This is a genomic window from Priestia sp. TRN 1309, assembly GCF_050846875.1.
GTDB classification, from domain to species: Bacteria; Bacillota; Bacilli; order Bacillales; family Bacillaceae_H; genus Priestia; species Priestia zanthoxyli.
This window is the reverse complement of record NZ_JBOZGM010000004.1, coordinates 125,383-141,438: the sequence shown is the minus strand read 5'-3', so window position 1 is coordinate 141,438 and position 16,056 is coordinate 125,383. Positions and strand designations below refer to the sequence as shown.

Sequence of the window (16,056 nt, the reverse complement as noted above, 5' to 3'; positions counted from 1 at the left end):
GAATAATTGACCATTTTAGCGCTTATCTGATGCAGAGTGAAATGCTCCTGTGCTACAGTTATAGTAAGAGTTACATAGTATAAGCCAAATGCTCACCGTAAGGTCATACTTACTATTGATGAGAAGGAGAGAGAAAGATGCAAACAAATGAAAAGAAAGAATTTAAACTGATTGCACTAGATATGGATGGAACCCTGCTGAACGATCAGCAAGAAATTTCTGAAGAAAATCGTGCGGCCATTGCTAAAGCTCAAGAACAAGGTGTTCATGTGGTATTAAGCACGGGGCGATCTCTTTTAACATGCCGTGAATACGCGCAGTCTCTTCAGCTGTCTTCTTACCTTATTACAGTAAACGGAAGTGAAATTTGGGATGAATCTGGACAGCTTGTAGAACGAAAGTTAATTGATGCTTCACACATTGAGAAAATGTGGAATCTAACGCAAGAGCATAAGCTTAACTTCTGGGCTGTGACGACGGATAAAGTATGGAGAGATGAATTTCCAGAAGATATTGCTTCACAGGAATGGCTGAAGTTTGGCTACGATATTCCAGATGATGCTTTACGAGAAGAAGTGCTGAAACAAATAGCAGGCATTTCAGATTTTGAAATCAGCAATTCTAGTTTAACGAATCTAGAAATTAATGCACTTGGTATTAACAAAGCAAAAGGGATCATGACTGTATGTGAACGTTTGGGCATTTCAATGGATGAAGTCATTGCAATGGGAGACAGCTTAAATGATATGGCTATGATTGAAGCGGCAGGTTGTGGAATCGCCATGGGAAATGCTCAGGAAGCTGTAAAAGAAGCAGCGGACTGGGTGACAGATACAAATGTCAATAACGGAGTAGCGAAGGCTATCAGCCACTGGGTACTGAAATAACAGCAGCTCTACACAGCAGGCGTCACTGTTGCACCACTTAACTACTTTCCGCATAAACTGATACTGGATGCCTCCCTTAGAGTTCGTCTTATACGTATATATAAGGAGAAGCCATCTAGTTAAGGAGTGGGGAGTATGAGCGATTTATCATTAGACAAGCTGTTAAAAAAAGCAGAAAATAAGTTGCAGAATGTACATGAAACAGTGCGAGAAAAATCGTACGAGCTCATTAGGCAAGCATATAAAGAAAGTATATTTATTGTGATCACTGAAGGATTTAGATCGATAGAGCAGCAGCACAAACTATATTCACAAGGCCGAACAACACCAGGAAGTATCGTGACTAATGCCAAAGGCGGCTATTCTTATCATAATTATGGACTAGCTATTGATATTGCGCTGCTTGATAACAACGGAGAAGTTGACTGGACCATTGATCGAAGATGGAACAAAGCGGGAGAGGTAGGAAAAAGGATCGGGTTGGAATGGGGAGGAGATTGGAAAAGCTTAAAAGATTATCCTCATTTTCAATATACATTCGGTTTATCTTTGTCGGAGCTTCGAAGTGGAAAAAAACCTGAGAAACAGACGGAAAAGGTTTCAAGAGTGCTAATTGAATACGGAGATCGAGGAAATCAAGTACAGTTAATTCAACGTATGCTTATTCACTTAGGCTATTCTCTTTTTGGAGGAGCAGACGGTATATTCGGGTCTTCCACTCTCAAAGCGGTAAAAGCTTTTCAACAAGCACTTTATTTGCAGGTAGATGGAATAGTTGGACCGAAGACACTCGAAAAACTCTATGAAAATTTTAATAAAACTATGTTCTAAATAACCATGAAAATATGAGAACGAGAAAAGGAAGAAAAGAGATGGATGGAAATCGTCTCTTTTCTTCCTTTTCTGTAGTTATGGTAGAAAAACTGAAATTTATAAAGAAATAAAAAGGATTTTCTAAGCGTAAGAAACGTTCACGTGATCTAACTGGATAACATTGCTCAACAACACGATATCTTTATATATTTCACTTTTTACAGAGGCGTTTGAACAGTTTTGATAGTCTTTCAACAAGCGGCCAAGTTCTTTAATAAATAACAACGTCTCTTGTTCATTAATCATAGTCAAAACTCCTTGTTTAGAAATGAATCCAGGTCATTATATAGGAATTCTATCATATCTATACGCACCTGTTGACAAAAAAAGTTCGTCAATTTTTTTGTGAGAAGAAGAAATTTAGGGATATGTGGAATGCGTTCGACTCTCTCATTTTATACATATGCAGCTTGTCTAAAAATATGAGAGTAGTTATAGTAATATTTACTCCTAATTATGCAACTTAAAACCTATTTTAGAGGTTATCCGTAAATTCCCTCTATTGTAGAGTGATGGAACAAAAAAAGAATGCCTCTTTTTGTATCTTTAGTATGATAACGTTTTGAAGGAATAAGGCATATTTTTGAGTTTTAAGATGGATTTGTATTAGATCTTTTGACACGCTCTTTTTGTAGGGGGAGGCATATTTACTTTCTATTAAAGAAAATTGTAAAGCTCCAACGAGTTTCTAAATCAGAAACTCGTTGGAGCTTAATTTTTTGGATAAGGGATGTGCAAAAGTTCTGGGACGGTCACAAAATGATATCCTTCTTGTTTAAGTCTAGGAATGATGGTGTCCAGCGACTTTGGGGTGTTGGAAAGATCCATGGTCCAATGGCCGCCGTCGTGCATCAAAACAATTGTTCCAGCGTGCATGTTCTTAAATACATTCTTGGTTATTTCTGCTTCTGGGATTTGCTTCCAGTCTAATGAATCAGAAGACCAGTTAATCGCATAGACATTTTCATTTGGCAGCTCGCTGATCATTTCTTGCGTTAAATTTCCATAGGGAGGACGAAACAGCTGTGTTTCAAACCCGGTAATGTTTTTAATAATAGCCTGAGTTTTGGCAATTTCCCAGTGAAACTTTTCAGTCGATTCTTTTAGTAAGTTGGGGTGCCAATAGGTATGAATCCCAACAGCATGACCTTCAGCTACCATTCTCTTCACCAGCTCAGGATGTTCATGAGCTTTTGCCCCAATAAGAAAAAAGGTTGCTTTAATACCATGCTTTTTCAATTGATCCAATACATGTGGAGTAAAGCGCGGATCCGGTCCATCATCAAATGTTAGGGCGGTTTGCTTTAGATGGTTATTACCTTGATAAAGCAAACGGTCACGCACAGCTACATTTTTTACTTGTTCCGCTTTACATAGTGCAGGAAGGGCTCCATTAAATAAGAAGCACAGTGTGAACAGCAGTATACTAATTCTTCGTATCATGTACATGCACGCTCCTTTCTAGGGCAAAGTATAACGTTATGATACCCGATTAAAAATTTTGTATGAAGCTGAAATGCCCTTTTGTGTCAAAACGTATGATATGCATGAAACAGCGCACTATAATAAACAGTTACTATTAGGTGAAGAAAGGAAAAAGCAGATGAAAAAGATAATGATTGCCGTAGCATTGATTTTTTCGCTAAGTTTATCTCCCTTAGCTGAATATATTTCCTATCACGACGACTATAACGTAAGTGCAAGGTCGTATCGTTCGGGGAAGCGGTCGTTTAATAGACAGCCAAGCGTTAGACAAAATGAGCCGAGATCTAATTTTTCAAATCGCAGAAATGGAACTGTAAATCGAGGCGTTACCCGTTCAAAACGAGGAGGATTCGCTCGTGGACTGCTGTACGGCGGTCTGGCAGGGATGTTATTTGGCGGTTTGCTTGGTCATATGGGTGCACTGGGCGGGATTTTTGGGTTATTAATTAACATTTTGGCTATTGTGCTTATAATTAATTTAATTCTGCGTTTATTCCGCCCTTCTCGTCGCGACAATAATTGGAGATAGACCGTAATTGCTGTCATAAACTAATAAGAAAGCTCCATATAAATAAGAAAACGCTTTCTATAGTTAATCGAAAGGATGAAACGTATGTCAGCAAACAGACAGCGCAGCAAATACCTGGCGTTTTGCACAGAATGCGGTCTCCCAAACAGGTTAACATTGTTTCTTTTAAGACAGTACGTTGCGACAGACGAATATAGCGGATTTTATTGTGGGAATTGCGGAATTCGAAACGAATTTCCAGATTCGGTCATTGAATATATTAAAGAACTTTAAAGAGGCTGAGACAAACGTATATTAGTTGAAGAAAAATCCGAGCGGTGAATCGTTCGGTTTTTTTCATGGATAGGCTGAACGTAGACCTTATGTATGTAGCTGATTCTAGCGATTGGTTGAAGGACAAGGTTTAGAAAAGCTAAATAGATAAGAACTCGCCGCAGGAGCGCAAACGGCGAGGAAGCTCAACATCATCCTATAAAAAGTAAGGTATTGCACCGAAATCAACAGCAGTGTCATAGGCGATTCATACTCGATTTTTTATCCCGTTCGTTTCTTCTGGGATTGGATTGATCTCGTGATGTCTCAATCTCTTTTCTTTATTTGATAAAACTATGTTCTAAATACAAACTACAAGACATGGCCGCTTACAAGGAAGAAGTGATGCCTGAATGCTTCACCTTATTCAGGGAGATTAAGAAACTCCCGTTTTAAACTTACTAGGTAGGGGAGTACAAAGGGTTTACGAGAAGAACATATATGAATTTAGTGGCGATAGATTTAACGAACATGTTAATTGCAGAAAATCAATTGAACCATACTTTAAACGGACGCATATACTACATTAAAATTTTAGAAAGCGGAGGAATGGACTAATGCCTGTTTCCGTCATTTTCAACCAAATAAACGTGGTAAGTATGGTGTCCAATTCAGTAATTGCTTCAGGTCAAAATAGCCAGCCAGATTGGAATTCCCAAGGTAAATTTAACTTAGGAAACGGTTTTGCTATAAATTCAGCTATATTGGGCAGCACGAATATCATTAATGATCAGGATGTTTGTGATACGCCAATTACTCAGCCTGAAAATATTAATCCTCAGCCAGTTTCTCAGTTCTAGGAAAAAGAAGATGAAAGAAGTTGAGAAAAGTTGATTATAAAATTTACTAATCTTAATGTTACGTATATTTCTAATAACTCTGGTATTTTCACAGGAGAAAATACTCAATCAGATTGGGAAGTGAATTGGAAAAGTAATACGGGGTTTGGTGAAATAATTGGCTATAATAACTTTGCCTCTCAAATGGTAAATGTTATTAACGATAATGACGTCGTTGATTCCAATTTTTCTGAACACATAGATTTCAACAATGCTCCTGTTACACAAAGTTAAAGAAGTAAAAGTAATTAGGCATTCTATCAATCGGTTATTTTGGCAGAGTGGGGAGGATATATGAGTAACAGGCTTAAACCATCTTTTATACAGATGGTTTTTTTGCTAGCTTATTTTAGAGGAATAACACTCAAGAGTAATGAGAGGAATACTTTTATAGTAAATGGAGTAAATATCATAGAAAAGGCGTAAAAGCTTAAATGATTAAAGAGACGAAGCAGATAAGAATTTAAACATAAGATCATGTATTTGAGTTTTATATGGTATTAACTGAAATAAATTGCTGTCTGTGAGGTGTTTTTATGGCCAATATTCATTATCATTCCATCAAAGTAAATAAAATTCAAAACAGTTCAGGCCTATTTTATGGCGTTAATATTCAATATAAATGGAGTCATAAAAGTCAAATTTCTGACGGTTTTGGAAAAATAGTTGGTCATTCTAATAAAATTTTAAATAATACCACCGTGGCGAAAACCCCTAAAAAAAATGATGAGTAAAATCGTAGAGTTAAGCTTCTTTTGCGGCCTGCTTAAAAGAGTCATTTACATCATCTTCACCAAGAACAAGATGTGTATTGTAGGATAGTTGATTATCATCTCCCGAAATTGTGCCAAAACCTGAATTGCTGCTGCTGATTGTAGTTTCCCAATTTTTTTGCATATTTTTTCCTATAAATACTCCTGCGTTGTTTTTAACCGTATTTACGGTGAGGTCATCAAAAATGATTTGCGGAGAACGGAGATCTATTTTCATAATTCCTCCCGATACATATGAGACATTAATTAAAGTTATCTAATACACTACTATATGTTGTAAATGGGCTAAAAGTGTTAAAACAAATGAGGGGTCAAACTCTATGGATGAAAAGGTGTTGAATATACTCAAAAACATTGAAAAAAGGCTCGCAAGCTTAGAAAAACACGTAAATGAACTTTCAAAAGAAAAGGTCCAATCTTTTCATTTAGATATAAAGAACGTTGAAACACTGAACTTGGACGAACTGTCTTATTATTTAGAACATATTGATGTAAAGGAACTTAGTGGAACGTTGAATATTGGTAATACTTTTCCTGCGCAAACGAATCAATATCAAGCGCCGAGAAAGAAAGGTAAAAAAACAACAAATGACTCTGATGTTAATCGGAAATCGGGTAGTCAGAATAATAAAGCAAAAAATAAAGAAAAGGGTCCTTCTGAAATATCAGTTAAAATTAATGAAAGAAGTGTCCCTTACAAACTAATCCATACAGAAAAAATGAGGGAGTCTAATCAGGCTCTAGAATCAATCTTTAGCATAGGTGACATTCATATTGGTACAATCGAAGATGCTTCAGCTGTAAACTTTGGTAATAACTTTCCGACAAATTTTAGAAGTCATAAAAAAGTGAGTCAGGGATTTGGCAATATTTTGGGCAATCAAAATGATATACATGACATCTTATCCTCTTTAGAGGAAAAAGATGCTTCAGAAGTATACAATGAAAACCAAGGTGAAAAGCCGCCTGAATGGCTGGACACAATGATAGAAGAACAAAAGAAGGAAATGGATGAAACAAAGCTAGACGAGGATGAAGAAGGATGAGGAAGAGAGTAAAAACTTTGGGTTCTCAAATCATTGTTGTCGAAGCTGGATTTCTGAAAAAAAAGCTTTAATTAGGAAATAAAAAAGAAAGAAAACCTGCGCTCTAAACGGGCGGCAGGTTTTCTAATTTATTTCTAGGCCGCTGCAGTTTCAACATGAAAAAGAGCATGCGTAATTTAATTGAACACTGGGATAGATCGGTTCTTTCATTCCCACAGATATGGAGTCTCTTGGTAAACATAATAGTTTAACCAATTCATAAACAGCAGGTTGGCATGAGAACGCCATGTTTTTAAAGGGTTTTTGTCAGGATCATTGTTTGGGAAATAGTGCTCCGGAAGCTTTGGTTCTAGTCCTTTTTCTGTATCTCGAAGAAATTCTTCTTGCAGTGTTTGAACGTCGTACTCTGGGTGGCCTGTCACGAAAACAAACTTTTCGTCTTTAGACATCGCCATATAAACACCAGCTTCTTCAGAGTAGGAAAGAAGCTCAAGGTCAGGATGATTTTTCACTTCATTCATGTCTACATCAGTGTGACGCGAATGAGGAGAATAAAAGACATCATCAAATCCTCGCAGCAGCTTAATGGGCTCTTCACTCGATACAACATGTGTAAATACACCCGTGCATTTATCAGAAAGAGGTCGCTTGTCAATCCCAAAGTGATGATAAAGTCCGGCTTGAGCTCCCCAACAGATATGAAGGGTAGAAGTCACATTTGTTTTACACCAATCCATAATTTCTTGAAGTTCTTTCCAGTAGTTTACTTCTTCAAATGGTATATGTTCTACAGGTGCTCCTGTAATAATCATTCCGTCATATTTTCGTTCTTTAATTTGTTCAAACGTTTTATAAAACTGATCTAGGTGATTTTTACTCGTTGTTTTTGCTTTATGGCTTGCCGTGTAAAGAAGTGTAATATGCACTTGCAGCGGTGAGTTCCCGAGTAAACGTAATAATTGCGTTTCAGCTTTTTCTTTTTCCGGCATTAAGTTTAGGATAACAATATTAAGCGGGCGAATTTCTTGGTTAACAGCGCGCACGTCGTCCATGATGAAAATTCTCTCTTTTTCTAAAATTTCTTTTGCCGGAAGATCACGTGGAATATTAATAGGCAATAAAATTCCTCCTATTCGATTTCGAAGTAATGACGCGTATAAATGTTCTTTCTCACGTGAAGATGAGGTTCAACATTTATGTACAATATACTATTATAGGAATATACAGAATATTAAGCAATTGAATTTTGAAAAAAAAGAGCATTAATATGCGTAATGGCTAAAATGAAATGGTACAATAAGGTTAAATTGGAGCGTTGCTATGCTTTTTTAGCATGACTGAAACTCAGTAAAATTTATAGAGCAGTTGTTCCTGTATTTATTAAACTTCATATCTCCCCCAGAAAACGGATTTTATCCTTTTTTGATGAAGTGTTTAAAAAGAATTCTCAGCAGAAAAGGGGTTTTTATATGACAACTAAGAAGCAAATAAAAAGTGATTTGCAAATTGCACAAGAGGCAACGATTAAACCGATTAAAGAGATTGCCGAGCAGCTAGATATTTTAGAGGCCGAGTTAGAGCCGTATGGACATTATAAAGCCAAGCTTTCTTTATCCGTTATGGAACGTTTACACACAAAACAAGATGGAAAAGTGATTTTAGTTACAGCTATTAATCCAACTCCAGCAGGAGAAGGTAAGTCGACAGTGACGGTTGGCTTAGCTCAGGCATTACATAGATTAGGTAAAAAAGCAATTGTAGCCATGCGTGAACCATCTCTTGGTCCGGTAATGGGAATTAAAGGAGGTGCCGCTGGAGGCGGTTATGCTCAAGTGCTTCCAATGGAGGATATTAACTTGCACTTTACTGGAGACCTGCATGCCATTACAACAGCTAACAACGCGCTGGCCGCTATTTTGGATAACCATATACATCAAGGCAATGAACTGCGCATTGATACACGTAAAATTACGTGGAAACGAGTGGTTGATTTAAACGACCGCGCGCTGCGTCAGGTTGTCGTTGGATTAGGTGGTCCGATGCAAGGTGTTCCTCGAGAAGATGGTTTTGATATTACCGTTGCATCAGAAATTATGGCTATTTTCTGCTTAGCGTCAGATTTACAAGACTTAAAGCGTCGCTTAGCGTCTATTGTTGTAGCTTACAACATGGATAATGAGCCTGTAACGGTTGCGGACTTAGGTGCACAAGGAGCGCTTACTCTTCTTTTAAAAGACGCGATTAAGCCCAACCTTGTACAGACATTGGAACATACTCCAGCCCTCATTCACGGAGGTCCTTTTGCTAATATTGCCCACGGCTGCAATAGCGTCATTGCAACAAAAATGGCTGCAAAACTAGGCGACTACGTAGTAACAGAAGCGGGATTTGGAGCAGATTTAGGCGCAGAAAAATTCCTAAATATTAAAGCTCGTATGGCAGATATTAAACCAGAAACGGTGGTAATCGTTGCGACAATTCGCGCTCTGAAAATGCATGGGGGTGTTCCTAAAGAGCGTTTAAATGAAGAAAACATTGAGGCTTTAGAAGCAGGAATTGAAAATCTTGAAAAACATATTGAAACGATTCAGGCATTCGGCGTTCCTTATGTTGTAGCCGTGAACCGTTTTGTAACAGATTCAAAAGGTGAAGTAGAAGCGCTTATGAATTGGTGTGCTTCAAAGAATGTTCCAGTTGCTTTAACAGAAGTATGGGAAAAAGGTGGAGAAGGCGGCGTCATGCTTGCTGAAAAAATTCTTGAAGTCATGAACGAGACGGAAAGTCAGTTTTCTCCTCTTTACGATGTGTCAGCTTCGATTCCAGAAAAAGTAGAAGCTATTGCTAAAACCGTATACGGAGCACAAGGCGTAGATTTTGCTCCAAAAGCGTTAAAGCAAATACAGCAATTTGAAGCAAACGGATGGGATCACCTGCCGATCTGTATGGCCAAAACGCAGTATTCGTTAAGTGATGATCAGACGAAGCTGGGGCGACCAACTGATTTTAAGATTACAGTGAGGGAATTCCGTCCTTCGCTCGGCGCTGGTTTTCTCGTGGCGCTAACAGGTTCAATTATGACAATGCCTGGACTTCCAAAAAAACCTGCTGCGCTCAATATGGATATTGACGAGAATGGACATGCACTAGGTATTTTTTAAGAGAAAAGCGATGCCTTGGCATCGCTTTTCTTATGAGATAAAACAAAATAACAGGTATGTTATGAATTAATTTGGCAAGAAAGAAGAAGAGTTGACTGTTCGTATTTTATAAAAAAGGAAGTAGTTGAAATGTTTGATCCAATTGTATTTGATAATTTAAAAGTAGTTGTAGAAGGAGAGATCTATGATCTTGACTTATCTGGACAAGTATCTGTTACGAATCGCGAAGATTTTGTAGACTTAGCTCAGTTTACTCGAACGTACCGCATTTCTTTTCAACAGCATTTTTGCTGTACCGCGTCGCTAACTTTATCAACCGACTTGGATAATATTCATGCGGAATTAACGCCTTCCCGTGTAGAAAAACCAGGTTGTACAGTTTATATTCATTTTCAGCTGAAAAAACAAAAACCGTTTGAAGAAGCTGAGTTTAGAAACATACAGGAAATGTGTGAAAGGATCTGGGGAACAACAAGAGTGGTTAAGCAGCGTATTACTCATGAAGTTGGAGGAAACGAATATGAAAACAATATTGCGGTAACCTTTAACCGATTCATTTACGAAGATCAAGTAGGAGATTTAATCGAAATGATTGATTATATGCTGCAAACGACTGATCAGCTAAAGGTTCTTTACGACAAATCGTAAGAGCGTTTCAGTTGTACTCTAGAAATAAAGTGAATTACAATAGGGAAAAGGAGGCGTTTTAATGAGCGTGTATGAATACTCTGCAAAAACAATTAAAGACGAAGACGTATCACTATCTAACTATCAAGGTGACGTACTGTTGATTGTGAATACAGCTAGCAAATGCGGCTTCACCCCTCAATATAAAGATTTACAGGCGCTGTATGAAGAAGAAAAAGAAAACGGTCTAACGGTTCTAGGTTTTCCTTGCAATCAATTTGGTGGTCAAGAGCCAGGAAGTTCAAATGATATTGAACAATTTTGCGAGTTAAACTACGGCGTTTCGTTTCCAATGTTTGCAAAAGTAGATGTAAAAGGTGAGCATGCACATCCGTTATTTGCATACTTAACAGAACAAGCACCTGGCCTGCTAGGTTCTAAAGCGATAAAGTGGAATTTCACAAAGTTTTTAGTGAATCGTCAAGGTGAAGTCGTGAAGCGATACGCACCTCAAACTGCACCAAAAGATATTCAAAAAGATATAAAAGAATTGCTGTAAAAGCAGGTGGGTCTCCATCTGTTTTTTATTTTTCAGCCAGGGTTTTCAAAGGGTGCTCAGCTGTCAGTGAGACGAGCGCCTTACTTTGTGCTAAAATAATGGTGGATATAATTGAGGTGAGCAAATGAACAAAATAGAAAAGACGGAAAAGTGGGTTCAAGCAAAGCTTGCGCATGACACGACGGGACATGACTGGCAGCATATCGATCGCGTGCGTCGAAATGCAGTGCTTTTATATAAAAAAGAAGGCGGCAACCGGGAAGTTATTGAACTAGCCGCGCTTTTACACGATGTGGTAGATGATAAGCTAGTGGAAGATGTTGAAAAAGCGTATGAAGAAGTGCGGGAGTGGCTGAAGAGTCAGCGCGTAGAAGAAGAGAACTGCAAGCATATCGTTCATATTTTACAAACGATGTCATTTAAAGGCGGAAACCGTCCGGCTATGGCCACGCTTGAAGGTCAAGTTGTTCAAGATGCAGATCGCTTAGATGCAATTGGTGCGATTGGTATCGCACGTACGTTTGTGTATGCAGGTTCTAAAGGCACGGCTCTGTATGACGAAAACATTGCTGTACGAAGTGAGATGACAGAGGAAGAATACAGACACGGAAAATCAACGGCTATTGCTCATTTTTATGAAAAGTTGTTAAAGCTGACTGCGTTAATGAATACTCAAACAGCACGGTCTCTAGCGCAAGAGCGACATACATATATGAAAGAATTTTTAGTTCAATTTAAGAAAGAGTGGAATTATCATTATGAAAATGCTGACTGTTGAAAACTTAACAAAAACATATGGAGAAAAAGAGCTGTTTCATCAGCTAACGTTTACAATTACGGAAAATGAGCGAATCGGCTTAATTGGTGTAAACGGAACAGGAAAATCGACGCTTCTTAAAATTATCGCAGGTCTAGAGCTGGGAGATGAAGGGGATATTGTTCATGCTAAAGACTACAGCGTGACATATTTACCTCAGCATCCGGATTTTGATGAAGACTTAACGGTTTTAGAGCAAGTTTTCAGCGGAGATACGCCCCTTCTTAATTTATTAAAAAACTATGAGCTAGCTCTATATGCGTTAGAGCAAGATTCTGCAAACGAGAAGAACCAGCAGACACTGTATGATTTACAGCAGAAAATGGATGCGATGAACGCGTGGGAAGCCAATTCTAACGCACAGTCGATCTTAACGAAGCTGGGAATTTCAAATATGAGTGCAAAAATCGGCGAACTTTCAGGTGGACAGAAAAAGCGCGTGTCAATTGCCCAAAGCCTAATTCAAACACCTGATTTATTAATTTTAGATGAGCCGACTAACCACTTGGATTATGAGACGGTTAAATGGCTCGAAGAATATTTATCCAAATATCAAGGAGCCGTATTGCTTGTTACTCATGATCGCTATTTCTTGGATGCTGTTACAAACCGAATTTTTGAATTAGACGGTGGAAATTTATATAGCTATAAAGGAAACTATGCTGCTTTTCTAGAAGGAAAAGCGATTCGAGAAGAGCAGGAAAAAGCAACTCAAGCAAAATTAAGCAACTTATATCGCAATGAATTGGCTTGGATTCGCCGAGGAGCAAAAGCGCGTACGACTAAACAAAAAGCGCGTATTCAGCGATTTGATGAATTAGAGGGAAAACTCGATTCTTCTGAAAAAGAATCATTGGATTTAAGTTTAGCAGGCAGCCGCCTTGGGAAAAAAGTGTTTGAATTAAAAGATGTGTCTAAGACGTATGAAAATAAAATCATTCTTTCAGACTTTACGCACATCGTGAAAAAACAAGACCGAATTGGAATTGTCGGAAAAAATGGAAGCGGAAAGTCTACCCTGCTGAATATGATTGCAGGACGCATTGAGCCGGACAGCGGTGAAATTGACAGAGGACAAACGGTTAAAATTGCTTACTATACTCAAGAAAGCGATGATATGGACTTGAATCAACGCATGCTTGATTATATTAAAGAATCGGCAGAAGTTGTTCATACGACGGATGGGAAAATGATCTCTGCATCGCAAATGCTTGAGAGATTTCTATTTCCTTCACATACGCACGGAACACCGATTCAAAAGTTGTCCGGAGGAGAGCGCCGTCGTTTATATTTATTGAAATTGTTGATGACATCCCCAAATGTTTTACTGCTAGATGAGCCGACTAATGATTTGGATACTCAAACGCTAACGGTGCTTGAAGACTACCTCGAAGAATTTCCAGGTGTTGTTATCACGGTATCGCATGATCGTTATTTCTTAGATAAAGTAGCAGATTACTTACTTGTCTTTGAAGGAGAAGGAAACATTTCGACTTATTTTGGCGCTTATACAGATCAATTAGAAGAAGCGGTGAAAAAGAAGCAGGCAATGGTTCAGCAGGCTAAAGTGAAAGAAGAAAAGCCAAAACAGCCGGAGAAAACGAAAAAGCGTCGCTTAACGTATAAAGAACAAAAAGAATGGGAAGAAATCGAAGATCATATTGCAGCAAAAGAAGAAGAAATTGAACGCTTAACAAGTGAAATTGAACAGGTGGGCAGCGATTATACAAAAGCGCATAACCTATCGTTAGAACAAGAAAAAGCAAATGAAGAATTAAATGCACTGCTTGATCGCTGGGCAGAGCTTTCAGAGCTAATTGAAGAAATTGAAAACGCGTAAACAAGTCGTTAGACTGAGTATAAGCCACATGCTACAATTTTAATGAGAGGAGTACGATACGATATGAACATTAAATCAATTGAGCCAACGCCAAGTCCGAATACAATGAAAATTAATTTAGACGAAGTGCTATCAGGCGGGAAAAGCAATAACTATACGGAAAAAAATGCTGAAGCAGCGCCTGAAGTTGTTCAAGACATCTTGAAAGTAGAAGGGGTAAAAGGAGTCTATCACGTAGCGGACTTCTTAGCAGTAGAGCGAAATGCTAAATATGACTGGAAGCAAATTTTGCCGCAAGTTCGTGCAGCGTTTGGTGAAGATTTGCAAAGCAGCAGCGAACAGCACAAAATGAATGAGCATTTTGGTGAGGTCAATGTGTCCGTTCAAATGTTCAAAAACGTACCAATGCAAGTTAAGCTAACGGATGGAAATGAAGAAAAGCGATTTGGTCTGCCTGAACGATTCGCAAAAGCGGTAGCAGAGCTTCAAAGCTTTTCAGATAATGTAGTGTTAGAACGGAAATGGAAAGAACAAGGCGTTCGTTACGGAGAGTTAGCGGCTATCGGAGACGAAGTAGTGGAAGAATTAGCAGCAGCATATCCGCAAGAAAGATTAACTCGCCTTGTAGCCAATGCACAAGAAGAAAAAGAAGGCGGAAAAACGGTACAGCCGCGTAAAACCTATAAAGTTACAGAAGAGATGCTAGAAGACAACGATTGGTCAGTGCGCTATGCCCATTTAGAACAAATGGATCCAACAGAAGCTGATTTAGACGTTTTAAATAAAGCGCTTGATGATGAAAAAGCATCTATTCGCCGCTTAGCTACGGTCTACTTAGGAATGATTGAATCAAAAGCGGTACTGCCTTATTTATACAAAGCATTAAAAGATAAATCAGTCACTGTGCGCCGTACTGCTGGAGACTGCATGTCGGATTTAGGTTTTGAAGAAGGTATTCCGGCAATGTGTGAAGCCCTTGGTGATAAAAACAAGCTTGTGCGCTGGCGTGCAGCGATGTATTTATACGAGGTAGGGGATGAGACGGCTCTTCCTGCATTAAAAGCAGCAGAGAATGACAAAGAATTTGAGGTAGATTTACAAATCAAGCTAGCGATTGAACGTATCGAAGGCGGAGAAGAAGCAAAGGGTTCTGTTTGGAAACAAATGACGGAAAGCAGAAAAGCATAAAAAAAGATCATTCACTTGAATGATCTTTTTTTATGACTGTTTTGCAGCGGGAGTTGGAAACTGCATAGGCTGCATCGTGTTATCAATTTTAATAGGCTGATAACCGGACTGTTTTAAGTAAGTCAAAATAGTCGGCAGAGACTGTGCCGTAAAGGATTTGTCATGAAATAAAATGACGGGTGTTCTTCCGTTGGAGTTAACCCCTTGAATATGAGGTTCAAGGCCCTGAATAATTCTAGGTGCAGAACGAAGTGCCCAGTCTTCACTGTCTACATTCCAGTCCCATAATTTAAAGTGGCTTAGCAACTCTGTACGGTGCGGCTCTTTTAAATAAGGAACGCTGCCGTAAGGAACGCGGATTAACTTACTGTCAACACCGGTTACTTTCTTAACTGTCGCTTGACACTCCTGCATTTCTTTTAACGCGGCGCCGTCTTCACTATACATGACATGAATATCATGAGAGACGCCGTGACAGCCGATGGCATGTCCTTCCTGTGCTACTTTTTTAGCAATTTCAGGGTGAGCGTCAATTTGATACTTTAACATAAAGAAAGTTGCTTTTACGTTATATTGACGCAAAGCATCTAAAATGTGAAGGGTATCAGGCGTTGGACCATCGTCAAACGTAAGGTAAACAGGCTGTGTAAGAGCTTGATTTTGATCGTTCACGGTATTTCCTACATACATATTATGGTGAAGTGTATTAAGCAGCTTCTCAGGCTGTGCTGAAGATGCAGCTTCTTTCAGCGGCAATGCAGTAGATGCTAAGACTTGCTGAGATGCAGCGGATTCACTTCCTTTGGCTTCTGTAATAAAAAATAAAGAAGCGACGATCACTAACACTAAAGACAAAAATGCATAAAATCGTTTGTTTGGCTTAAATCGTTTGTTCGGTTTAAATCGCTGGTTCAATTTGAAAATCCTTTCTACTAAACTACTATTTACTACTATAGTACAAAAAATGGAATATTAATAGTAAAAATCGACATTTTTATGGAAAAAAATTAGATGATATGACCCGGTTTTAATCTTTTTTTGTCAAATGAAAAAGGAGAACGAGACAGCGATAAGGATTTGAAGAGTGAGTAGCTAGATTTTTCCTGGTTTTTATAGTATGCTT

General features: G+C 38.5%; 18 protein-coding genes. 13 read left to right on the top strand and 5 right to left on the bottom strand.

Going from position 1 to position 16,056, the window contains the following annotated elements; all coding sequences use genetic code 11:
* The first annotated feature begins 137 nt into the window (after positions 1–137).
* On the top strand, positions 138–887 hold the full coding sequence (locus ACRPLQ_RS16975) for a Cof-type HAD-IIB family hydrolase (RefSeq protein WP_028413660.1): 750 nt from the start codon (positions 138–140) through the stop codon (positions 885–887).
* 135 nt (positions 888–1,022) lie between these two features.
* Positions 1,023–1,718 (top strand): peptidoglycan-binding protein, encoded by a 696-nt coding sequence (locus tag ACRPLQ_RS16970; RefSeq protein ID WP_432236182.1) that lies wholly within the window; start codon positions 1,023–1,025, stop codon positions 1,716–1,718.
* Positions 1,719–1,841: 123 nt separating this feature from the next.
* Here the strand turns inward: ACRPLQ_RS16970 and ACRPLQ_RS16965 are convergent, their stop codons facing one another.
* Complete coding sequence (locus ACRPLQ_RS16965; protein WP_013056680.1) at positions 1,842–2,006, bottom strand: hypothetical protein; 165 nt, start codon at positions 2,004–2,006, stop codon at positions 1,842–1,844.
* A gap of 465 nt (positions 2,007–2,471) precedes the next feature.
* Complete coding sequence (locus ACRPLQ_RS16960) at positions 2,472–3,203, bottom strand: polysaccharide deacetylase family protein (RefSeq protein WP_033578758.1); 732 nt, start codon at positions 3,201–3,203, stop codon at positions 2,472–2,474.
* A gap of 160 nt (positions 3,204–3,363) precedes the next feature.
* Here ACRPLQ_RS16960 and ACRPLQ_RS16955 point away from each other — a divergent pair, with 160 nt between their 5' ends.
* The 4 genes from ACRPLQ_RS16955 (at position 3,364) to ACRPLQ_RS16940 (ending at position 5,659) form a co-directional block, all read left to right on the top strand.
* A complete protein-coding gene (locus ACRPLQ_RS16955; RefSeq protein ID WP_028408813.1) occupies positions 3,364–3,774 on the top strand; it encodes a hypothetical protein in 411 nt (136 codons plus the stop codon).
* A gap of 84 nt (positions 3,775–3,858) precedes the next feature.
* Complete coding sequence (locus tag ACRPLQ_RS16950) at positions 3,859–4,047, top strand: hypothetical protein (RefSeq protein ID WP_014460480.1); 189 nt, start codon at positions 3,859–3,861, stop codon at positions 4,045–4,047.
* 638 nt (positions 4,048–4,685) lie between these two features.
* Positions 4,686–4,886 carry a hypothetical protein gene (locus tag ACRPLQ_RS16945; RefSeq protein WP_223260161.1) on the top strand — a complete coding sequence of 67 codons (201 nt, stop codon included), beginning with the start codon at positions 4,686–4,688 and terminating at the stop codon, positions 4,884–4,886.
* Positions 4,887–5,461: 575 nt separating this feature from the next.
* Positions 5,462–5,659 (top strand): hypothetical protein, encoded by a 198-nt coding sequence (locus ACRPLQ_RS16940; protein WP_034268305.1) that lies wholly within the window; start codon positions 5,462–5,464, stop codon positions 5,657–5,659.
* Positions 5,660–5,669: 10 nt separating this feature from the next.
* Here the strand turns inward: ACRPLQ_RS16940 and ACRPLQ_RS16935 are convergent, their stop codons facing one another.
* The gene (locus tag ACRPLQ_RS16935) at positions 5,670–5,915 is read right to left on the bottom strand and encodes a hypothetical protein (RefSeq protein WP_033578760.1); all 246 of its coding nucleotides are present in this window, start codon (positions 5,913–5,915) and stop codon (positions 5,670–5,672) included.
* Between the two features lie 103 nt (positions 5,916–6,018).
* On the opposite strand from ACRPLQ_RS16935, the gene ACRPLQ_RS16930 reads away from it, so the two are divergent.
* A complete protein-coding gene (locus ACRPLQ_RS16930) occupies positions 6,019–6,744 on the top strand; it encodes a hypothetical protein (protein ID WP_028413655.1) in 726 nt (241 codons plus the stop codon).
* Between the two features lie 206 nt (positions 6,745–6,950).
* Here the strand turns inward: ACRPLQ_RS16930 and metA are convergent, their stop codons facing one another.
* A complete protein-coding gene (gene metA / locus ACRPLQ_RS16925) occupies positions 6,951–7,862 on the bottom strand; it encodes a homoserine O-acetyltransferase MetA (RefSeq protein WP_013056685.1) in 912 nt (303 codons plus the stop codon).
* 351 nt (positions 7,863–8,213) lie between these two features.
* On the opposite strand from metA, the gene ACRPLQ_RS16920 reads away from it, so the two are divergent.
* The 6 genes from ACRPLQ_RS16920 to ACRPLQ_RS16895 all read left to right on the top strand — a co-directional run bounded on the left by ACRPLQ_RS16920 (position 8,214) and on the right by ACRPLQ_RS16895 (position 14,933).
* Complete coding sequence (locus ACRPLQ_RS16920; protein ID WP_098999868.1) at positions 8,214–9,902, top strand: formate--tetrahydrofolate ligase; 1,689 nt, start codon at positions 8,214–8,216, stop codon at positions 9,900–9,902.
* A 129-nt stretch (positions 9,903–10,031) separates the two neighbouring features.
* Positions 10,032–10,550, top strand: coding sequence for a hypothetical protein (locus ACRPLQ_RS16915; RefSeq protein ID WP_033578762.1), 519 nt, complete (start codon positions 10,032–10,034; stop codon positions 10,548–10,550).
* Between the two features lie 61 nt (positions 10,551–10,611).
* On the top strand, positions 10,612–11,088 hold the full coding sequence (locus ACRPLQ_RS16910) for a glutathione peroxidase (RefSeq protein ID WP_028413651.1): 477 nt from the start codon (positions 10,612–10,614) through the stop codon (positions 11,086–11,088).
* A 124-nt stretch (positions 11,089–11,212) separates the two neighbouring features.
* Positions 11,213–11,866: an HD domain-containing protein gene (locus ACRPLQ_RS16905; RefSeq protein ID WP_432236181.1), complete on the top strand. Its 654-nt coding sequence runs from the start codon at positions 11,213–11,215 to the stop codon at positions 11,864–11,866.
* Positions 11,847–13,745 carry an ABC-F family ATP-binding cassette domain-containing protein gene (locus ACRPLQ_RS16900; protein ID WP_034269353.1) on the top strand — a complete coding sequence of 633 codons (1,899 nt, stop codon included), beginning with the start codon at positions 11,847–11,849 and terminating at the stop codon, positions 13,743–13,745. Before ACRPLQ_RS16905 ends, ACRPLQ_RS16900 begins: the two co-directional genes overlap by 20 nt.
* Positions 13,746–13,808: 63 nt before the next feature.
* The gene (locus ACRPLQ_RS16895) at positions 13,809–14,933 is read left to right on the top strand and encodes a conserved virulence factor C family protein (protein WP_034269350.1); all 1,125 of its coding nucleotides are present in this window, start codon (positions 13,809–13,811) and stop codon (positions 14,931–14,933) included.
* Positions 14,934–14,963: 30 nt separating this feature from the next.
* Here ACRPLQ_RS16895 and ACRPLQ_RS16890 read toward each other — a convergent pair whose 3' ends face one another.
* Positions 14,964–15,848, bottom strand: coding sequence for a polysaccharide deacetylase family protein (locus ACRPLQ_RS16890; RefSeq protein WP_028413647.1), 885 nt, complete (start codon positions 15,846–15,848; stop codon positions 14,964–14,966).
* Positions 15,849–16,056: the final 208 nt, after the last annotated feature.

Excerpts from the sequence above, each read along its gene's own strand:
- ACRPLQ_RS16975 (WP_028413660.1), top strand. The coding sequence starts at position 138 with ATGCAAACAAATGAAAAGAAAGAATTTAAACTGATTGCACTAGATATG.
- ACRPLQ_RS16950 (WP_014460480.1), top strand. The coding sequence starts at position 3,859 with ATGTCAGCAAACAGACAGCGCAGCAAATACCTGGCGTTTTGCACAGAA.
- ACRPLQ_RS16915 (WP_033578762.1), top strand. The coding sequence starts at position 10,032 with ATGTTTGATCCAATTGTATTTGATAATTTAAAAGTAGTTGTAGAAGGA.
- ACRPLQ_RS16900 (WP_034269353.1), top strand. The coding sequence starts at position 11,847 with ATGAAAATGCTGACTGTTGAAAACTTAACAAAAACATATGGAGAAAAA.
- ACRPLQ_RS16930 (WP_028413655.1), top strand. The coding sequence starts at position 6,019 with ATGGATGAAAAGGTGTTGAATATACTCAAAAACATTGAAAAAAGGCTC.
- ACRPLQ_RS16955 (WP_028408813.1), top strand. The coding sequence starts at position 3,364 with ATGAAAAAGATAATGATTGCCGTAGCATTGATTTTTTCGCTAAGTTTA.
- ACRPLQ_RS16920 (WP_098999868.1), top strand. The coding sequence starts at position 8,214 with ATGACAACTAAGAAGCAAATAAAAAGTGATTTGCAAATTGCACAAGAG.
- ACRPLQ_RS16940 (WP_034268305.1), top strand. The coding sequence starts at position 5,462 with ATGGCCAATATTCATTATCATTCCATCAAAGTAAATAAAATTCAAAAC.
- ACRPLQ_RS16895 (WP_034269350.1), top strand. The coding sequence starts at position 13,809 with ATGAACATTAAATCAATTGAGCCAACGCCAAGTCCGAATACAATGAAA.
- ACRPLQ_RS16970 (WP_432236182.1), top strand. The coding sequence starts at position 1,023 with ATGAGCGATTTATCATTAGACAAGCTGTTAAAAAAAGCAGAAAATAAG.
- ACRPLQ_RS16935 (WP_033578760.1), bottom strand. The coding sequence starts at position 5,915 with ATGAAAATAGATCTCCGTTCTCCGCAAATCATTTTTGATGACCTCACC.
- ACRPLQ_RS16960 (WP_033578758.1), bottom strand. The coding sequence starts at position 3,203 with ATGATACGAAGAATTAGTATACTGCTGTTCACACTGTGCTTCTTATTT.
- ACRPLQ_RS16910 (WP_028413651.1), top strand. The coding sequence starts at position 10,612 with ATGAGCGTGTATGAATACTCTGCAAAAACAATTAAAGACGAAGACGTA.
- ACRPLQ_RS16965 (WP_013056680.1), bottom strand. The coding sequence starts at position 2,006 with ATGATTAATGAACAAGAGACGTTGTTATTTATTAAAGAACTTGGCCGC.
- ACRPLQ_RS16905 (WP_432236181.1), top strand. The coding sequence starts at position 11,213 with ATGAACAAAATAGAAAAGACGGAAAAGTGGGTTCAAGCAAAGCTTGCG.
- ACRPLQ_RS16945 (WP_223260161.1), top strand. The coding sequence starts at position 4,686 with ATGGTGTCCAATTCAGTAATTGCTTCAGGTCAAAATAGCCAGCCAGAT.